Origin of the sequence: Novosphingobium huizhouense (assembly GCF_020179475.1) — a bacterium.
Taxonomy (GTDB): domain Bacteria; phylum Pseudomonadota; class Alphaproteobacteria; order Sphingomonadales; family Sphingomonadaceae; genus Novosphingobium; species Novosphingobium huizhouense.
Map to the genome: position 1 here is coordinate 74254 of NZ_JAILXZ010000006.1, position 15917 is coordinate 90170.

The 15917-nt window shown below is 69.0% G+C and carries 17 protein-coding genes; 10 read left to right on the top strand and 7 right to left on the bottom strand.

Translation table 11 applies throughout. The features are described 5' to 3' along the window. Positions 1-37 precede the first annotated feature (37 nt). The 6 genes from K3A85_RS17145 (at position 38) to purU (ending at position 4572) form a co-directional block, all read left to right on the top strand. On the top strand, positions 38-715 hold the full coding sequence (locus K3A85_RS17145; protein ID WP_225207727.1) for a LemA family protein: 678 nt from the start codon (positions 38-40) through the stop codon (positions 713-715). A gap of 27 nt (positions 716-742) precedes the next feature. Next, the gene (locus K3A85_RS17150) at positions 743-1534 is read left to right on the top strand and encodes a TPM domain-containing protein (protein ID WP_225207728.1); all 792 of its coding nucleotides are present in this window, start codon (positions 743-745) and stop codon (positions 1532-1534) included. 1 nt (position 1535) lies between these two features. Next, positions 1536-2216: a TPM domain-containing protein gene (locus K3A85_RS17155; RefSeq protein WP_225207729.1), complete on the top strand. Its 681-nt coding sequence runs from the start codon at positions 1536-1538 to the stop codon at positions 2214-2216. Between the two features lie 78 nt (positions 2217-2294). Then, positions 2295-2843: an NUDIX hydrolase gene (locus tag K3A85_RS17160; RefSeq protein WP_225207730.1), complete on the top strand. Its 549-nt coding sequence runs from the start codon at positions 2295-2297 to the stop codon at positions 2841-2843. 20 nt (positions 2844-2863) lie between these two features. Then, positions 2864-3646, top strand: a complete 783-nt coding sequence (locus K3A85_RS17165; protein ID WP_225207731.1) for an SDR family oxidoreductase — start codon at positions 2864-2866, stop codon at positions 3644-3646. Between the two features lie 74 nt (positions 3647-3720). Beyond that, complete coding sequence (gene purU, locus K3A85_RS17170; protein WP_225207732.1) at positions 3721-4572, top strand: formyltetrahydrofolate deformylase; 852 nt, start codon at positions 3721-3723, stop codon at positions 4570-4572. Positions 4573-4575: 3 nt separating this feature from the next. Here purU and K3A85_RS17175 read toward each other — a convergent pair whose 3' ends face one another. Both K3A85_RS17175 and der read right to left on the bottom strand, forming a co-directional pair. Then, positions 4576-5001: a DUF983 domain-containing protein gene (locus K3A85_RS17175; protein WP_225207733.1), complete on the bottom strand. Its 426-nt coding sequence runs from the start codon at positions 4999-5001 to the stop codon at positions 4576-4578. Positions 5002-5005: 4 nt separating this feature from the next. Next, entirely contained in the window at positions 5006-6397 is a 1392-nt protein-coding gene (gene der, locus K3A85_RS17180; RefSeq protein ID WP_225207734.1) for a ribosome biogenesis GTPase Der, read from the bottom strand. Between the two features lie 124 nt (positions 6398-6521). On the opposite strand from der, the gene K3A85_RS17185 reads away from it, so the two are divergent. After that, complete coding sequence (locus tag K3A85_RS17185) at positions 6522-7334, top strand: CHAP domain-containing protein (protein ID WP_225207735.1); 813 nt, start codon at positions 6522-6524, stop codon at positions 7332-7334. Between the two features lie 12 nt (positions 7335-7346). Here K3A85_RS17185 and mmsB read toward each other — a convergent pair whose 3' ends face one another. Genes mmsB through K3A85_RS17205 form a run of 4 tightly spaced genes read right to left on the bottom strand, consistent with a single transcriptional unit; the run spans position 7347 to position 11204 of the window. Continuing rightward, the gene (mmsB, locus tag K3A85_RS17190) at positions 7347-8216 is read right to left on the bottom strand and encodes a 3-hydroxyisobutyrate dehydrogenase (RefSeq protein ID WP_225207736.1); all 870 of its coding nucleotides are present in this window, start codon (positions 8214-8216) and stop codon (positions 7347-7349) included. Between the two features lie 11 nt (positions 8217-8227). Then, complete coding sequence (locus tag K3A85_RS17195; protein ID WP_225207737.1) at positions 8228-9010, bottom strand: enoyl-CoA hydratase-related protein; 783 nt, start codon at positions 9008-9010, stop codon at positions 8228-8230. Further along, positions 9007-10065: an enoyl-CoA hydratase/isomerase family protein gene (locus tag K3A85_RS17200; protein ID WP_225207738.1), complete on the bottom strand. Its 1059-nt coding sequence runs from the start codon at positions 10063-10065 to the stop codon at positions 9007-9009. The genes K3A85_RS17195 and K3A85_RS17200 overlap by 4 nt, the downstream gene beginning before the upstream one ends. Continuing rightward, positions 10062-11204, bottom strand: a complete 1143-nt coding sequence (locus K3A85_RS17205; protein ID WP_225207739.1) for an acyl-CoA dehydrogenase family protein — start codon at positions 11202-11204, stop codon at positions 10062-10064. The genes K3A85_RS17200 and K3A85_RS17205 overlap by 4 nt, the downstream gene beginning before the upstream one ends. A gap of 152 nt (positions 11205-11356) precedes the next feature. On the opposite strand from K3A85_RS17205, the gene K3A85_RS17210 reads away from it, so the two are divergent. Together K3A85_RS17210 and K3A85_RS17215 are read left to right on the top strand one after the other, a co-directional pair. Next, entirely contained in the window at positions 11357-12406 is a 1050-nt protein-coding gene (locus K3A85_RS17210; protein ID WP_225207740.1) for an AraC family transcriptional regulator, read from the top strand. A 99-nt stretch (positions 12407-12505) separates the two neighbouring features. After that, entirely contained in the window at positions 12506-13327 is an 822-nt protein-coding gene (locus K3A85_RS17215) for a sterol desaturase family protein (protein WP_225207741.1), read from the top strand. An 8-nt stretch (positions 13328-13335) separates the two neighbouring features. Here K3A85_RS17215 and K3A85_RS17220 read toward each other — a convergent pair whose 3' ends face one another. Next, the gene (locus K3A85_RS17220; RefSeq protein WP_225207742.1) at positions 13336-14832 is read right to left on the bottom strand and encodes a CoA-acylating methylmalonate-semialdehyde dehydrogenase; all 1497 of its coding nucleotides are present in this window, start codon (positions 14830-14832) and stop codon (positions 13336-13338) included. Between the two features lie 100 nt (positions 14833-14932). Between K3A85_RS17220 and K3A85_RS17225 the strand changes: the two genes are divergently transcribed. Next, a complete protein-coding gene (locus K3A85_RS17225; protein ID WP_225207743.1) occupies positions 14933-15829 on the top strand; it encodes a LysR family transcriptional regulator in 897 nt (298 codons plus the stop codon). Positions 15830-15917: the final 88 nt, after the last annotated feature.

A 15917-nucleotide genomic window follows, 5' to 3' on the forward strand; every position in this document is an offset into this window, starting at 1 on the left:
CGGCCGTGCCCGGCGCACCAGAGGACATTTCAAAGCCATGGCCGCTTCCTTCCTGTCCCGCCTCGCCCGTTTCGCCTTCGTCGCCGCAGCCGCCGCCGGGCTCTCGGCCTGCGGGGTCAACTCGATCCCGACGGCAGAGGAAAACGCCAAGGCCAAGTGGGCCGACGTGCAGAACCAGTACCAGCGCCGCGCCGACCTGATCCCGAACCTCGTCGCCACGGTGAAGGGCTACGCCAAGCAGGAACAGGACACCCTGACCAAGGTGACCGAGGCGCGCGCCAAGGCGACGAGCGTGCAGATTTCCGCCGCCGACGTCACCGACCCCGCCAAGATGGCGCAGTATCAGGCAGCGCAGGGCCAGCTCTCGGCCGGCCTCGGCCGCCTGCTCGCCTCGGTCGAAGCCTATCCCGACCTCAAGTCGAACCAGAACTTCCTTGCGCTGCAAAGCCAACTCGAAGGGACCGAGAACCGCATCGCCGTCGCCCGCCGCGATTACAACGAAGCGGTCCAGGCCTACAACACCACCATCCGCACCTTCCCCGCCGTGATCGGCGCCAAGGTGATCTATGGCGCCAAGCCGATGGTGCCGTTCCAGGCGACGACGCCGGGCGCCGACACCGCCCCCACGGTCAGCTTCGACAGCCCGGCCGCGCCCGCCGCAGCCCCGGCCAACGACAATGCCGCCGCTCCGGCGAGCAAGGCGGCGGGCCAGTAAGGCAGCGCGCGGGGGAGCGCCCCGGCGATGCTCAAGCGTCTCGTCCTGATCGCGATGGCCGCGCTGGCGTTTTTTGCCGGCCCGGCCCTCGCGCAGACCTTTCCGAAGCTCACCGGCCGGGTGGTCGATGACGCGCACCTGCTCCAGCCCGATCAGGTGGCGGCGCTCGATGCCAAGCTCGCCGCGCTCGAACAGCAGTCGCAGCGCCAGCTCATCGTGGTCACGCTGCCCAGCCTCGATGGCTACGAGATCGAGGACTACGGCTACCGCCTGGGCCGCGCCTGGGGCATCGGCGACAAGGGGCGCAACGACGGCGCGCTGCTGATCGTCGCGCCCAACGAACGCAAGGTGCGGATCGAGGTCGGCTATGGTCTCGAAGGCATCATCACCGACGCATTGTCGAGCGTGATCATCCAGCGCGAGATCGTGCCCCGCTTCAAGCAGAACGACTACGCCGGCGGGATCAACGCCGCCACCGACCAGCTGATCGCCCAGCTCAGGCTGCCCGACGACGAGGCGCGCAAGGTCGCCGCCAGCGCCGCGCAGCAACAGAAGAAGGCCAGCGAACCGAAGTTCGATTTCGGCACGGTGGTGTTCCTGGTGATCTTCTTTTTCTTCTTCGTCCTGCCCTTCCTGCGCGCCATGCGCGGGGGTGGGCGGCGCTATGGTCGCAGCCCGGGCGTGATGATCTTCCCCACCGGCGGCTGGGGTGGCGGCTCCGACTGGGGCGGCGGTGGTGGCGGCGGCTGGGGCGGCGGCGGCGGCTTCTCGGGCGGTGGCGGCAGCTTCGGCGGCGGCGGCTCGTCGGGGAGCTGGTGAGATGATCCCCGACCTCACTGCCCAAGATCACGCCCGCGTCGCCGCTGCGGTCACGCAGGCCGAACTTGCCAGCGCCGGCGAGATCGTCACCATCGTGACCGCGCGCTCGGACAGCTACCGCGACGTAGCGCTCGGCTGGAGCGCCTTCGTCGCGCTGCTCGCGCTTGCCGCGCTCGAGCTCGCGCCCGATTTCTACATCGCGCTGGTCGATCGCGTGCTCGGCCTGTGGGCCAGCGACTGGAGCCCGCGCGCCGTGCTCGGCCTCGCGCTCGTCGTCGCCACGCTCAAGTTCCTTGGCATGCTGCTGATCCTGGCGTGGTACCACCCCTTGCGCCTCTTTCTCACTCCGGGGCCGGTCAAGGCATCGCGCGTCCATGCCCGTGCGCTCACCTGTTTTCGCGTCGGCGCGCAGAGCCGCACCACCGGGCGCACCGGTATCCTGATCTACCTCTCGCTCGCCGAACACCGGGCCGAGATCATCGCCGACGAAGCGATCGCCGCGAAAGTCGCTCCCGAAGTCTGGGGCGATGCGATGCACGCCATGCTCGGCCACTTGCGCCGGGGCCGCGTCGCCGACGGGATGATCGCCGCGGTCGAGCAGGTCGGCGCGGTGCTGGCCGAGCACTTCCCCCGCGCAGCGGACGATTCCAACGAACTTCCCGACCGGCTGATCGAAGTGTGACGCCGCTCTGCCGTCGATCCCCCAACCGTTCGTGTCGAGCGAAGCCGAGACACCGACCGCAACGACCGGACCATGCCCGTGAGCCTCGAAGAAGAATTCGCCAACGTCCCCGAGGAAGTCCGCTGGGAGGGCCGCTACATCGTCGCCAAGACACGCGGGCGCTGGGAATACGTCAGCCGCGCGCGCAACATCCGCGCCGCAGTGATCCTCGCCATCGACGAGGGCCACATTATCCTGGTCGAACAGTTCCGCGTGCCGCTCGGCCGCCCCTCGCTCGAAATGCCCGCGGGCCTGATCGGCGATCTCGACGGCAGCGAGGGCGAGGACGCCGAGCTTGCGGCCGCGCGCGAGCTCGAGGAGGAGACCGGCTATCGCTCCGGGCGGATGGAGAACCTGGGCGAGTTCTATTCCTCGCCCGGCATGGTCACCGAGACCTTCACGATGTTTCGCGCGCACGATCTGGTCAAAGTGGGCGAAGGCGGCGGCACCGAGGGCGAGGGCATTACCGTCCATCGCGTGCCGCTTGCCGAATTCGACCGGTTCATCGCCGACAAGCGCGCGGCAGGCTACGGCATCGACGTGCGCATGCTGATGCTGCTCGGCGCGCGGATACCCGAACTGAGATAACGACAACGGAGAGGACGAATATGGCTGGCAGGGTAGAGGGCAAGAAGGCGCTGGTCACCGGCGCCGCGCAAGGGCTGGGCGCCGCGCACGCGTGGACGCTGGCGCGCGAAGGTGCCAAAGTGCTGCTGACCGACATCAACGGCGAGGGCGCCGCCGCGCAGGCCGCCGCGATCAATGCCGAGCTCGGCGAAGGCACCGCCTTTGCCCTGCGCCACGACGTGACCAGCGCCGAGGACTGGGACGCCGCCATTGCCATGGCGGTCGCCAAGCTCGGCGGCCTGTCGGTGCTGGTCAACAACGCCGGCGTCGGCGTGCGCGGCAATATCGAGACGGCGACGCTCGAGGACTGGCGCCGCGGCTTTGCCATCAACGTCGATTCGGTGTTCCTCGGCTGCCAGAAGGCGCTGCCGGTGATGAAGGAGAACCAGCCCGGCTCGATCGTCAACATCAGCTCGATCGCCGGCCTGATCGCGTCCGACACCATGCCCGGCTACAACGCCAGCAAGGCGGCGGTGTGGATGCTGACCAAGTCGGTCGCGCTCTACTGCGCCAAGCGCGGCTGGGACATCCGCTGCAATTCGGTCCACCCGACCTTCGTCGACACGCCGATCCTCGACGGCATCGGCGCCAACGCGGGGCTGACCAAGGACGTGGTCATGGGCAAGCTCGCCCGCCAGATTCCGCTGGGCCGGATCGGCGAGCCGCAGGACATCGCCAACGGCGTACTCTACCTCGCCAGCGACGAGAGCCGCTTCATGACCGGCGCCGAACTCAAGCTCGACGGCGGCATCAGCGCCCTTTGAGGTTGCCCGGCGGGGGTTGGCGCGCCCCCGCCGCTCGCCTATGAGCGCCCCGCCAGAGGGGAATTCCACACGACATGCCCGCGCCTTTGATCCTGACCTTTTCGTGCGCCGACCGTCCCGGCATCGTCGCCAAGGTGACCGGCTGCCTGTTCCAGGCCGACGCCAACATCCTCGAGGCGCAGCAGTTCGACGATGTCGAATCCGGCCGCTTCTTCATGCGCGTGGTCTTCGCCGCCGATGCCGGGCTCGAAGGCATGCGCGGCGCCATCGCGCCGATGGCGGCAAGCCTCGGCATGGACTGGTCGCTGCGCGATACTTCGGTCAAGCGCCGCGTCGTGCTGATGGTCTCCAAGTTCGACCACTGCCTCGGCGACCTGCTCTACCGCACCCGCATCGGCGAGCTGCCGATGGAGATCGTCGCGATCATCGGCAACCATCCGCTCGAGGCCTTGAACGTCTCGCTGTTCGGCGACCTGCCCTACCACCACCTGCCGATCAGCGCGGAGACCAAGGCCGCGCAGGAAGCGCAGGTAAAGCGCGTGGTCGAGGAAACCGGCGCCGAACTCGTCGTGCTCGCGCGCTACATGCAGATCCTCTCCGACGATCTCGCCGGCTTCCTCTCGGGGCGCTGCATCAACATCCACCACTCGTTCCTGCCGAGCTTCAAGGGCGCCAAGCCCTATCACCAGGCGCACGCGCGCGGGGTGAAGATGATCGGCGCCACCGCGCACTACGTCACCGCCGATCTCGACGAAGGCCCGATCATCCACCAGGACGTCGAGCCGGTCAGCCATGCCGACACGCCAGAGGATCTGGTGCGCAAGGGCCGCGACATCGAACGCCGCGTGCTGGCCGAAGCGGTGCGCCTGCACCTGGGCGACCGCGCGCTGCTCAACGGCAGCAAGACGGTCGTGTTCAAGAGCTGAAACCTAGGGGCGGCCCGCCTCGCGCCTGCCGGGGCGCGGGGCAAAGCCGTGCATGCCCATCCACCACTGGAAGGCGATGATCGCGCCCTTGGCCGGGCGCAGCAGGCCGACCAGGAGCACCAGCGCCATCGCGGCCACCAGCCCCATCATCGTCGCCAGCGACAGCTCGGTCCGCAGCCCCAGCGCGATGATCACCGGCGCCATCACGTGCCCGGTGATCAGGATCGCGAGATAGGCTGGAAAATCGTCGGCTGCGTGCAGCGTCCAGTTCTGCCCGCACATCCCGCAGCGCTCGACCGGCCTGACGAAACTCGCGAACAGGTGCGCGCCGCCGCAGCGCGGGCAGCGCCCTCGCGCGCCCCGCGCCAGCGCCGCGCCGAGCGAATGCGGCAGCGCGGAAGCGGACAGCGGCAGGGCGGCGTCGGGCATCGGCCTACTTCTTCGTCGCGAACGGGTTCTTGGGGCTGCGCAAGGTCAGCCGGATCGGCACCGCCTCGAACCCCAGCTCGCGGCGGATGCCGTTGACGAGGTAGCGGCGGTAGCTTTCGGGCAGTTCGTCCAGCCGCGTGCCGAACAGCACGAAGCCCGGCGGTCGGGTCTTGGCCTGGGTGATGTAGCGCAGCTTGATCCGCCGTCCTCCCGGCGCCGGCGGCGGGTTGGCGGCGAGCGCGTCGTCGAACCAGCGGTTCAAGGCGGCGGTCGGCACGCGCTTGGACCAGGCCTCGCGGATCTCGAACGCGGCCTTGAGCAGGTCGTCGGTGCCCTTGCCGGTGCGCGCAGAGACCGCGATCAGCGGCACCCCGCGCACTTGCGCCAGCCCTTCGTCGAGCGCGGCGCGCACCCCGTTGAACAGCCCCGAGGCGTTTTCGGCCACGTCCCACTTGTTGATCGCGATCATCAGCGCGCGGCCCTCCTCGATCACCATCGAGGCGATCTTGAGGTCCTGGTGCTCGAGCCCGCGGGTCGCGTCGAGCAGCAGCACGACGACCTCGGCGAAATCGATCGCGCGGCGCGCATCGGCCACCGACAGCTTTTCGAGCTTCTCGGTCACCTGCGCCTTCTTGCGCATCCCTGCGGTGTCGATCAGGCGGACCGGGCGATAGCCTTCGCGCTCGGGATCGAACCACTGCCAGTCGATCGCGATCGAATCGCGCGTGATGCCCGCTTCCGGGCCGGTCAGCAGGCGGTTCTCGCCCAGCAGCTTGTTGATCAGCGTGGACTTGCCCGCGTTCGGGCGTCCGACGATGGCGAGCTTGAGGACGGATTCGGGATCGAATTCCTCCTCGTCCTCGCCCGACGCTTCCTCATCCTCGTCCTCTTCGGCCTGCTTTGCTTCGAGGTGCGGGCGCAGCGCCTCGAACAGGTCGGCAAGCCCCTGGCCATGTTCGGCGGAGAACGCCACCGGCTCGCCGAAGCCCAGCGCGAAGGCGTCGTAGATGCCGGGGTCGCCCTGGCGGCCTTCGGCCTTGTTGGCCATCAGCACGATCGGCACGCGGCTCGAGCGAAGGTAGCGGGCGATCTCCTCGTCGAGCGGGGTCACGCCGGCGCGCGCGTCGATCACGAACAGCGCGACGTCGGCGCCGATCAGCGAGGCTTCGGTCTGCTGGCGCATGCGGCCGGGCAGCGTCTCGGGATCGAGGTCTTCCCAGCCGGCGGTGTCGACGATGGTGAAGTCAAGTCCCAGGAGACTGGCATCGCCGAAGCGGCGGTCGCGGGTCACGCCCGGCTGGTCGTCGACCAGCGCCAGCCGCTTGCCCACCAGCCGGTTGAACAGCGTGGACTTGCCGACATTGGGTCGGCCGATGATGATGACCTGGGGACGCATGGCCCTCCCGTGGCCCTTCTGCGCGCGTAAGGCAAGCGCGCGGGCATCTTGCTAACCAAGGTTAGCGCGTGATTAACTATCCTGTGCAAGGGTCGCTCAACCACGGCGAGGCACAAACACGGCCATGCGGAACTGGACATCAGCGGCGCTGCCGCTCGCGATCCTGCTCGGAGTCGGCCACGGGGCGAGCGCCACGGCCCGCGCGATCGAATCGGCGGTCTATGCCGGCGACGATGCGGGCGTCGGCGAAGATGCCGGGTCCGGCCTCGCCGATACTGGCCTCGAATGCGTACCCTATGCCCGGCAGGTGTCGGGCATCGCGATCTACGGCGATGCCTGGCGCTGGTGGGACCAGGCCGCGGGCCAGTATGCGCGCGGCCGCCGGCCCAAGGTCGGCGCGGTGATGAGCTTTGCCCCTTACGGCCCGATGCGGCTGGGCCACGTTGCCGCCGTCAGCCGGATCATCGACCGCCGCACGGTGCTGCTGCGCCACGCCAACTGGTCGCCCATCGGCGGCCGCCGCGGCCAGATCGAGGACAACGTCCGCGCCGTCGACGTCTCGCCCGACAACGACTGGAGCGAAGTGCGCGTGTGGTACGCCCCGCTCGGCGATCTCGGCACCACGCACTGGCCGGTCAACGGCTTCATCTACAACGAACCCGCGGACCCTGCCGCACGGATGACCGGCAAGGGCGTGGTCCTCGCCTCGGCCTCGCTCCCCGCGGCGCTCGCCCGCGCACCCTATCGCTCGCAGATCGGCGCGGACTTCCTCTCGGGCATCGCGGTCGAGCCGCCGGCGCGGACGAGGCCCGCCGCCGTCCGCCGGAACCTCGCCTATGCCGGACCGGTCGCGCAGACGAAGACGACCGCACCCCGGGGGGCGCGGTCGCTTGCCGACGATCCGATCGGCCGGATCATCGCCGCACGGATGCGGTGACCACCCGGCGCGTTACAGCGTGGTGAAGATCGCGCCGAAGTCCTTGCCGCCGTTCCCGGCTTCGACGAACGCTTCGTAGATCGCCTTGGCGTGCTCGCCCATGGGCACGCTCGCACCGGCGCTCTGCGCGCCTTCCATGGCGAGCTTCAGGTCCTTGAGCATCAGCGCCGAGGCGAAACCGCCGGCATAGCCGTTGTCCGCCGGGCTCGCCGCGCCCACGCCCGGCGCCGGGGTATAGTCGTTGAGCGACCAGCAATAGCCGGTCGACTTCGACGAGATCTCGTAGAACTTCTGCGGATCGAGCCCGGCCTTGCCCGCCAGCGCCAGCGCCTCGCAGGTGCCGATCATGTGGATCGCCAGCAGCATGTTGTTGCACATCTTGGCAACCTGGCCCGCGCCCACCTCGCCGGCATGGATCACCGCCTTGGCCATCGGTTCGAGCACGGCCTTGGCCTTTTCGAACGTCGCGTCCGAAGCGCCGACCATGAACGTCAGCGTGCCGGCACTGGCCGCCGCGATCCCGCCCGAAACCGGCGCGTCGGCCATCTCGTAGCCCGCCTCGACCGCCAGCGCCGCCACTTCGCGCGCGGTGGCAACGTCGATGGTCGAACAGTCGAGCAGCAGCGCGCCCTTGGGCGCCTTGCCGATTACGTCGGCGGTATAGACGCTCTTCACGATGGCGCCGTTGGGCAGCATGGTGACCACCGCGTCGACGTCGGCCACCGCGTCGGGCACGGCGGTAAAGGTCCGGCAACCGCTCTCGCCCGCCTTGGCCAGCGCGTCTGCGGAAAGGTCGAAGGCGTGGACCTGGTGGCCCGCCTTGACCAGGTTCGCGGCCATGCCGCCGCCCATGTTGCCAAGGCCGATGAATGCGATCTTCATGGCGTTGCTCCTCAGCGGCCCTTGAACACGCCGGGGCGCTTTTCGATGAAGGCCTTCATGCCCTCGGCCTTGTCCTCGCTAGCGGTCAGGACCTGGAACACGCGGCGTTCGAACAGCAGGCCCTGGTCCAGCGTCGTCTCGAACGCGGCGTTGACCATTTCCTTGTTGGCCACGGCGGCCATCGGCGGCATCGCCGCGATCGCCTCGGCAGTCTTGATCGCCTCGGCGACGAGGTCGGCCAGCGGGACCACGCGGCTGACCAGGCCAGAACGCTCGGCCTCGGCCGCGTCCATCATCCGGCCCGTCAGGCACATGTCCATGGCCTTGGACTTGCCCACCGCGCGGGTCAGGCGCTGCGATCCGCCCATGCCCGGCGCCACCCCGAGCTTGATCTCGGGCTGACCGAACTTGGCGTTTTCCGATGCGATGATGAAGTCCGCCATCATGGCGAGCTCGCACCCGCCGCCCAGCGCAAAGCCGTTCACCGCCGCGATCCACGGCTTGCGCGTGGTCTTGACGAGGTGGCTGGTCCACTTCGCGAAGAAGTCCTCGTTGTAGAAGTCCGCCGCCGGTTTGTCGGCCATTTCCTTGATGTCGGCGCCCGCGGCGAAGGCCTTCTCGCCCGCGCCGGTCAGCACCGCGCAACGCTGCGAAGCATCGGCCTCGAACGCGGCGAAAGCCTCGATCAGCTCGCCCAGCACCTGCGAATTGAGCGCGTTGAGCGACTGCGGGCGGTTGAGCGTGACGAGGGTGACGGCACCCTTCTGTTCGACGAGGATCGTTTCGTACGTCATAGCGGTTTCCATTCCTCGGTGGCGCCCAGCGGCGCAAAGATGCTGTCGATCAGGGCGTCGCTCACGCCTTCGGGCGTGGCCGGGTCCCACTTGGGCGCATTGTCCTTGTCGACGATCACCGCGCGCACGCCCTCGGCGAAATCGGGGCGGGTCAGCACGCGGGCCGCGATGCGGTATTCCATCACCATGTTCGCGGCGAAGTCCGGCAAAGTCAGGCTGTCGGCCAGCTGGCGCAGCGCGACCTTGCAGGTCTGCGGGCTCTTGCTGGCAAGGCTCGCCAGCGTCGCCGTGGCGAAGTCGCTGCCTTCGGCCTCCAGCGCAGCGAGGATGTCCTCGTAGGTGTCCGAGGCGAACAGCCGCTCGATCTCCTCGGCGTGCGCCGCGATCTTCGCTTCGGGCGGCACTGCCGAAAGCTCGCGCAGGATCGTCGCGATCGCGCCCGGCTCGGCCGCAATCCGCGCCTTGGCCGCGGCCAGGTTCTCGGCCGGCAGATAGTGCGTGGCAAGCCCAGCCCAGACGCATTCCGCCCCGTCAAGCCGCGCACCGGTCAGCGCAAGGTACTGGCCGAGCCGCCCCTTGAGCCGCGACAGGTACCAGCCGCCGCCCACGTCGGGGAACAGGCCGATCCCGGTCTCGGGCATGGCAAGGCGCGTCGCCTCGGTCGCCACGCGATACTGCGCCGGCCCTGCAAGCCCCACGCCCCCGCCCATGGTGATCCCGTCCATGAACGCCACCACCGGCTTAGGGTAGGTCATGATCAGGTGGTTGAGCTGGTATTCGTCGTGGAAGAACTTGCGCCCCGACACGCCGCCATCGTTCAGCGCCGAATTGCGCAGGAAGGCGATGTCGCCCCCTGCGCAGAAGCCGCGGCCTTCGCTGTGGTCGATCAGCACCGCCTGCACGGCGTCATCGCCCTGCCAGCCCTGCATCGCTGCGACCATGGCGTGGACCATGTCGAGGTTGAGCGCATGGATCGCCTTGGGCCGGTTGAGCGACAGCACGCCCGCCGCGCCCTCGCGCTTCACCAGAAGATCGCTGGTCGTCTCGGCGGTCATTTCAGCAGGTCCCTTCCCACGATCATGCGCATCACTTCGTTGGTGCCTTCGAGGATGCGGTGGACGCGAAGGTCGCGCCAGAAGCGCTCGATCGGGTAATCGCGCAGGTAGCCATAGCCGCCGAACAGCTGCAGCGCGCGGTCGACGATCGACGAGCCGTTGTCGGTCGAAAGCTTCTTCGCCATCGCCGAAAAGCGCGTCTTGTCGGGCGCGCCCTGCGTCACCTTGGCCGCCGCGAGGTAGAGCAGCGCGCGCGCCGCTTCGAGGTCGGTCGCCATGTCCGCCAGCACGAACTGGGTGTTCTGGAACTCCGCGATCGACTTGCCGAACTGCTTGCGATCCTTGACGTAGGCGATCGCCTCGTCGAGGCAGCGCTGCGCCCCGCCCAGCGAGCACGCGCCGATGTTCAGGCGCCCGCCGTCGAGCCCCGCCATCGCGAACTTGAAGCCGTCGCCTTCCGCGCCGACGCGGTTGGCCACCGGCACGCGCACGTTGTCGAAGATCACCTGCGCGGTGGGCGAGGCGTTCCAGCCGAGCTTCTTCTCGGGCGCGCCGAAGCTCACGCCCTCCATGTCCTTGTCGATTACAAGGCACGAAATGCCGCGCGCGCTGTCATCGCCGGTGCGCACCATCGTCACGTAGATGTCGTTGACGCCACCGCCCGAAATGAACTGCTTGGTGCCGTTGACCACGTAATGGTCGCCTTCCAGCCGCGCCGTGGTCTTCAGCGCCGCCGCGTCCGAACCCGAGCCCGGCTCGGTCAGGCAGTAGCTGGCGATCTTGTCCATGGTGACGAGGCTCGGAAGGTAGCGGCCCTTGATCTCGTCGCCGCCGAAGCAGTCGATCATCCACGATGCCATGTTGTGGATCGAGATGAACGCGCTCGTCGCCGGGCAGCCATAGGCCATCGCTTCCATGATCAGCGCGGCTTCCAGCCGGCCAAGGCCGATCCCGCCCGATTCCTCGCTGACATAGATCGCGGCAAAGCCCAGCTCGGCTGCCGCCTTGATCGTTTCGCGCGGGAAGGTGTGGTCCTCGTCCCACTGCGCGGCGAACGGGGTGATCGCATCGGCGGTGAAACGGCGCGCCATGTCCTGGATGGCGATCTGGTCCTCGGTCAGGGAAAACTGGTCGGTCATGCTCTGGCCTTGCCTTGCGAAGGGAATGGGGGGGACGGCGGGGCCGCCCGGCGCGCTCCTCCTAACCGAAGCGCGCGGCGTGGCAAGCCGTCGGCGCGGCCAGGGGACAGGCCATGGACCTTGGGGCGAGTGCAGGTCATAGATGAGCGCCGATGGACCAGCTCGACACCGTCCTGCGCCTTGCCGCCATCGGCCAGCTCGCGCTGATCGCGCTGGTCACCTGGCGCAGCGCGGCCGCGCCAGCCCTGCGCCGGACGACGCCGCTGCTGCTGCTCTCGGTGATCGCCTATCTCGTCAACTCCGCGCCGCTGTTTCCGGGCCTGAGCCCGGCGCTGCGGCTGGTGGTGGTGCTCGTGGGCAACCTTGCCGCGCTGTTCCTGTGGCTGTTCGCGCACGCCATGTTCGACCGCACGCCCGATCGCCGCATCGCGCTCGCCGCGGGCGCGCTGCTCGTCGCCTGCGTCGCGGTGTTCGTGGCGGGCGGCAGCGCCGCCGCGATCCAGCCGCTCGCCAATGTCGTCGGCCATTCGACCGCGGCGCTGCTCGCGCTGCACGCCATGGTCATCGCCCTGACCGAGCGCGACGACGATCTCGTCGAACGCCGCCGCCGCTTTCGCGTCGCCTTCGTGCTGATCGTCGCGGGCCTCTCGATCGCCGTGCTGGCCAGCGAGGCCTGGTTCGGCTTCGGCCACGAGCCGGGCTGGATCCTCGCGGCGCAGGCCGCGCTGATCCTCCTGGCGGTCATGGTCATCGGCACCGCCATGCTGGCTGCCGATCCGCTGCTGCTCGCCCCGCCGCGCGGCGCCGCCACGCCGTCGCCCCCCGACGACGACTGGAGCCCGGCCGAGCGCGTCCTGCGCGACCGGCTCGAGGCGGCGCTGGCGCAGCGCGTCTGGCTCGAGCCGGGCTTGACCATCGGCGGGCTCGCGGCGCGGCTCGAGGTGCCCGACCACCGCCTGCGGGCGCTGATCAACCGCCGCCTCGGCCACCGCAATTTCTCCGCCTTCCTCAATGCGCACCGCATCGCCGAAGCGCGGCGCATCCTTGCCGATCCGGCGCGCGTCGACCTTCCGGTGCTGACCATCGCGATGGACCTCGGCTACGGCTCGCTCGCCCCGTTCAACCGCGCGTTCCGCGAAAGCGAGGGCCGCACTCCCACCGAGTATCGCCGCGCGGCCTTCGCCGATCGTGAAAAAGGCTGATCGATTCCGGAAAGGATCGGCATTTTCGGGGCGCGCGGAGCCATTGGGCGCCCGCCGTGCGAGGCGCGGGGCATTACCTGAACGGAGAGCCTCGCCGCCATGCCCATCACCTTCCTGTTCCTGCTCCACCACATTGCCGGCAGCGTGCAGATCGAAAGCCTGCGCTACTTCGCCGGCGCCGCCGGGGTCGCGCTGCTGTGCCGGCTGCTCGGCCCGAGCATCGCGCATCGCCGCATCCAGCCGCGCCGCGCGAGCCGCGCCGACCGCCTGCGCGAACTGCGCCAGTCGCTCTGGGCGATGGGCGTGTTCGCGATCGTCGACCTGCTGACGGTCGTGCTCATCGCGCTCGGCGCGATCGCCTTCAACCGCGGCGCGCCCGCACTCGGCACGATCGCGTGGCAGACGCTCGCGCTGGTCGTGATGCACGATGCCTACTTCTACTGGATGCACCGGGCGCTGCACCACCGCGCGCTGTTCCGCCGCTTCCACGCGGTCCACCACCTCAGCCGCACGCCGACCAGTTGGGCCGCCTACAGCTTCGCGACCGGCGAAGCGGTGTTCGAAGCAGCGATCGTCCCGGCGATGGTCGCCGCGATCAGCACGATCGCGCCTGCCGAACCCTGGGCGGTGTTCATCTTCCTCGGCCACCAGATCGCCCGCAACGCCTTCGGCCACGCCGGCTTCGAGCTCGCCTGGCCCGGGTTCACCCGCAGCCGCTGGACCGGATGGCTCACCACCACGGTCCATCACGATCTCCACCACAGCGAAGGCCGCAGCAACTTCGGGCTCTACTTCACCTGGTGGGACCGCTGGCTCGGGACCGAGCACCCGCGCTACCACGAACGCTTCGAGGCGATCGTTGCGCGCGCCCCCGAATCGTCCGTGCGCGATGTGCCGGTCCACGGTGCGGTCGGTCCCTGACCTTGCCGTCAGCCCATCGTCGGGATGACGAAGGCGTTTCCGCCGTCGGGCGAGCCGTCGGGCCAGCGCTGGGTCACGGTCTTCACCTTGGTCCAGAACTTGACGCCTTCCATGCCGTGCTGGTTGGTGTCGCCGAAGGCCGAACGCTTCCAGCCGCCGAAGGTGTGGTAGGCGACCGGCACCGGGATCGGTACGTTGATGCCCACCATGCCGACGTTGACGCGCGCGGCGAACTCGCGCGCGGCATGGCCGTTGCGCGTGAAGATGGCGACGCCGTTGCCGTACTGGTGCTTGCTCGGCAGCTCGAGCGCTTCCTCGAAGTTCTTGGCGCGCACGATCTGCAGCACCGGCCCGAAGATCTCGTTGTGGTAGCTGTCCATGTCGGGGGTAACGTGGTCGATCAGCGTCGGGCCGACGAAGAAGCCGTTCTCGTGACCCTGCAAGGTGAAGCCGCGGCCGTCGATGACCAGCTCGCCGCCTTCTTCCACGCACTTGCCGATCCAGCCTTCGACTTTTTCCTTGTGCGCCTGGGTCACCACCGGGCCATAATGCGCTTCGGGATCGGTCGACACGCCGACGCGCAGCGCGTTGATCGCGGGGATCAGCTTGGCGCGCAGCTTCTCAGCGGTTTCCTCGCCCACGGGAACGACGACGGGCAGCGCCATGCAGCGCTCGCCGGCCGAACCGAAGGCCGCGCCGGTGAGGTCGTTGACCACCTGGTCGAGGTCGGCGTCGGGCATGACGATGCCGTGGTTCTTCGCGCCGCCCATGGCCTGCACGCGCTTGCCCGCCGCCACGCCGCGGTTGTAGACATAGTGCGCGATGTCGGACGATCCGACGAAGCTGATCGCGCCGATCGCCGGGTGATCGAGGATCGCGTCGACCATTTCCTTGTCGCCGTGGACCACCTGGCAGATGCCCTCGGGCAGGCCCGCCTCGATGAACAGTTCGGCCAGGCGCACCGGCACCGAAGGATCGCGCTCGCTCGGCTTGATGATGAAGGCGTTGCCCGTGGCGATGGCGATCGCGCTCATCCACAGCGGGATCATGCCGGGGAAATTGAACGGGGTGATGCCAGCCCCGATGCCGATCGGCTGGCGCATCGAATAGACGTCGATGCCGGGGCCGGCGCCCTGGGTGTATTCGCCCTTGATCACGTGCGGCAGGCCGCAGGCGAACTCGACGACCTCGAGCCCGCGCTGGATGTCGCCCTTGGCGTCGGCGATGACCTTGCCGTGCTCGGACGACAGCGTGCGGGCGAGCTCGTCCATGTTCGCTTCGACCAGTTCCTTGAAGCGGAACATCACGCGGGCGCGGCGCTGCGGGTTGGTCGCGGCCCAGGCGGGCTGCGCCTTCAATGCGGCCTGCACCGCGCGCTCGAGCGTCTCGGCCGTGCCGAGCGCGACCTGCGCCTGCACGCCGCCGTTGTTGGGATCGAAGACATCGCCCTTGCGGGCGGGCTCGCCGCCGGCACCGCCGACGATGAAATGGTCGATGAGGCGCATGGGAATCCTCTCAGGTTGAACCGCTAAGCGATATTGCGCGCTTCCTGCGCCCCGATCCGGTTGCAAGCAACACGCGAAAATGCGAGGTTCACCTGCAATCATGCAGGCCCTCGACTGGAACGACTTCCAGGCCTTCCTCGCCGTCGCCCGCGCCGGCCAGCTCGCGCGCGCCGCCGCCGCGATGGGGGTCGACGCCACCACCGTCGGCCGCCGCCTGCGCAGGCTCGAAGCGCGCGTCGGCGCCACGCTGTTCGAACAGACGCGCGAAGGGCAGGTCCTGACCGAAGCGGGCGAAGCCATGCTCGCCGAAGTCGAAGCGATGGAGCAGGCCGCCAGCCGCATCGCCGAACATGCCGCCACCGGGGGCGGCCCGGTGGGGCTCTTGCGCGTCAGCCTGTCCGAAGGCTTCGCCAGCTGGATCGTCGCGCCCGCGCTGCCCAGCTTCATCGACGCCAATCCGCGCCTGATGGTCGATCTGGTGGCGAACTCGGGCTTCCTCAGCCCGTCCAAGCGCGAAGCCGATCTTGCCGTCACGCTCTCCCGCCCCCGCGCGGGCCCAGTCATCGCGGGCAAGCTGTCGGACTATGCGCTCAGGCTCTACGCCACGCGCGGCTATCTTGCGCGGCGGGGCATGCCCGAACGCCCGGCGGACCTCGCGCAGGGCCATCGCCTCGTCGGCTACATCCCCGACCTGCTCTATGCGCCCGAACTGCGCTATCTCGCCGAGATCGAGGAGGATCTGTCCGCCACCGTGCGCTCCAGCTCGATCAACGCGCAGCACCGCCTGATTGCGGCCGGGGCGGGCATCGGCGTGCTGCCCTGCTTCATCGGCGATGCGGACAAGTGGCTGGTGCCCGTCCTGCCCGAATCGCGCATCACCCGCAGCTTCTGGCTGGTCACGCACAAGGACACGCACAACCTCGCCCGCGTGCGCGCCTTCAAGGACTGGCTGACCGCGCTCGCCCTGCGCGAACGCGCCCGCCTCCTCCCCCGCTAGATCCTCCCCTGCAAGGGGAGGGGGACCAGCCGCAGGCTGGTGGAGGGGTAAAGAGCTTAAACGAGGCGCCGAACGGCGCCCAACCCGA

Excerpts from the sequence above, each read along its gene's own strand:
- K3A85_RS17145 (WP_225207727.1), top strand. The coding sequence starts at position 38 with ATGGCCGCTTCCTTCCTGTCCCGCCTCGCCCGTTTCGCCTTCGTCGCC.
- K3A85_RS17150 (WP_225207728.1), top strand. The coding sequence starts at position 743 with ATGCTCAAGCGTCTCGTCCTGATCGCGATGGCCGCGCTGGCGTTTTTT.
- K3A85_RS17155 (WP_225207729.1), top strand. The coding sequence starts at position 1,536 with ATGATCCCCGACCTCACTGCCCAAGATCACGCCCGCGTCGCCGCTGCG.
- K3A85_RS17165 (WP_225207731.1), top strand. The coding sequence starts at position 2,864 with ATGGCTGGCAGGGTAGAGGGCAAGAAGGCGCTGGTCACCGGCGCCGCG.
- purU (WP_225207732.1), top strand. The coding sequence starts at position 3,721 with ATGCCCGCGCCTTTGATCCTGACCTTTTCGTGCGCCGACCGTCCCGGC.
- K3A85_RS17175 (WP_225207733.1), bottom strand. The coding sequence starts at position 5,001 with ATGCCCGACGCCGCCCTGCCGCTGTCCGCTTCCGCGCTGCCGCATTCG.
- der (WP_225207734.1), bottom strand. The coding sequence starts at position 6,397 with ATGCGTCCCCAGGTCATCATCATCGGCCGACCCAATGTCGGCAAGTCC.
- K3A85_RS17185 (WP_225207735.1), top strand. The coding sequence starts at position 6,522 with ATGCGGAACTGGACATCAGCGGCGCTGCCGCTCGCGATCCTGCTCGGA.
- mmsB (WP_225207736.1), bottom strand. The coding sequence starts at position 8,216 with ATGAAGATCGCATTCATCGGCCTTGGCAACATGGGCGGCGGCATGGCC.
- K3A85_RS17195 (WP_225207737.1), bottom strand. The coding sequence starts at position 9,010 with ATGACGTACGAAACGATCCTCGTCGAACAGAAGGGTGCCGTCACCCTC.
- K3A85_RS17200 (WP_225207738.1), bottom strand. The coding sequence starts at position 10,065 with ATGACCGCCGAGACGACCAGCGATCTTCTGGTGAAGCGCGAGGGCGCG.
- K3A85_RS17205 (WP_225207739.1), bottom strand. The coding sequence starts at position 11,204 with ATGACCGACCAGTTTTCCCTGACCGAGGACCAGATCGCCATCCAGGAC.
- K3A85_RS17210 (WP_225207740.1), top strand. The coding sequence starts at position 11,357 with ATGGACCAGCTCGACACCGTCCTGCGCCTTGCCGCCATCGGCCAGCTC.
- K3A85_RS17215 (WP_225207741.1), top strand. The coding sequence starts at position 12,506 with ATGCCCATCACCTTCCTGTTCCTGCTCCACCACATTGCCGGCAGCGTG.
- K3A85_RS17220 (WP_225207742.1), bottom strand. The coding sequence starts at position 14,832 with ATGCGCCTCATCGACCATTTCATCGTCGGCGGTGCCGGCGGCGAGCCC.
- K3A85_RS17225 (WP_225207743.1), top strand. The coding sequence starts at position 14,933 with ATGCAGGCCCTCGACTGGAACGACTTCCAGGCCTTCCTCGCCGTCGCC.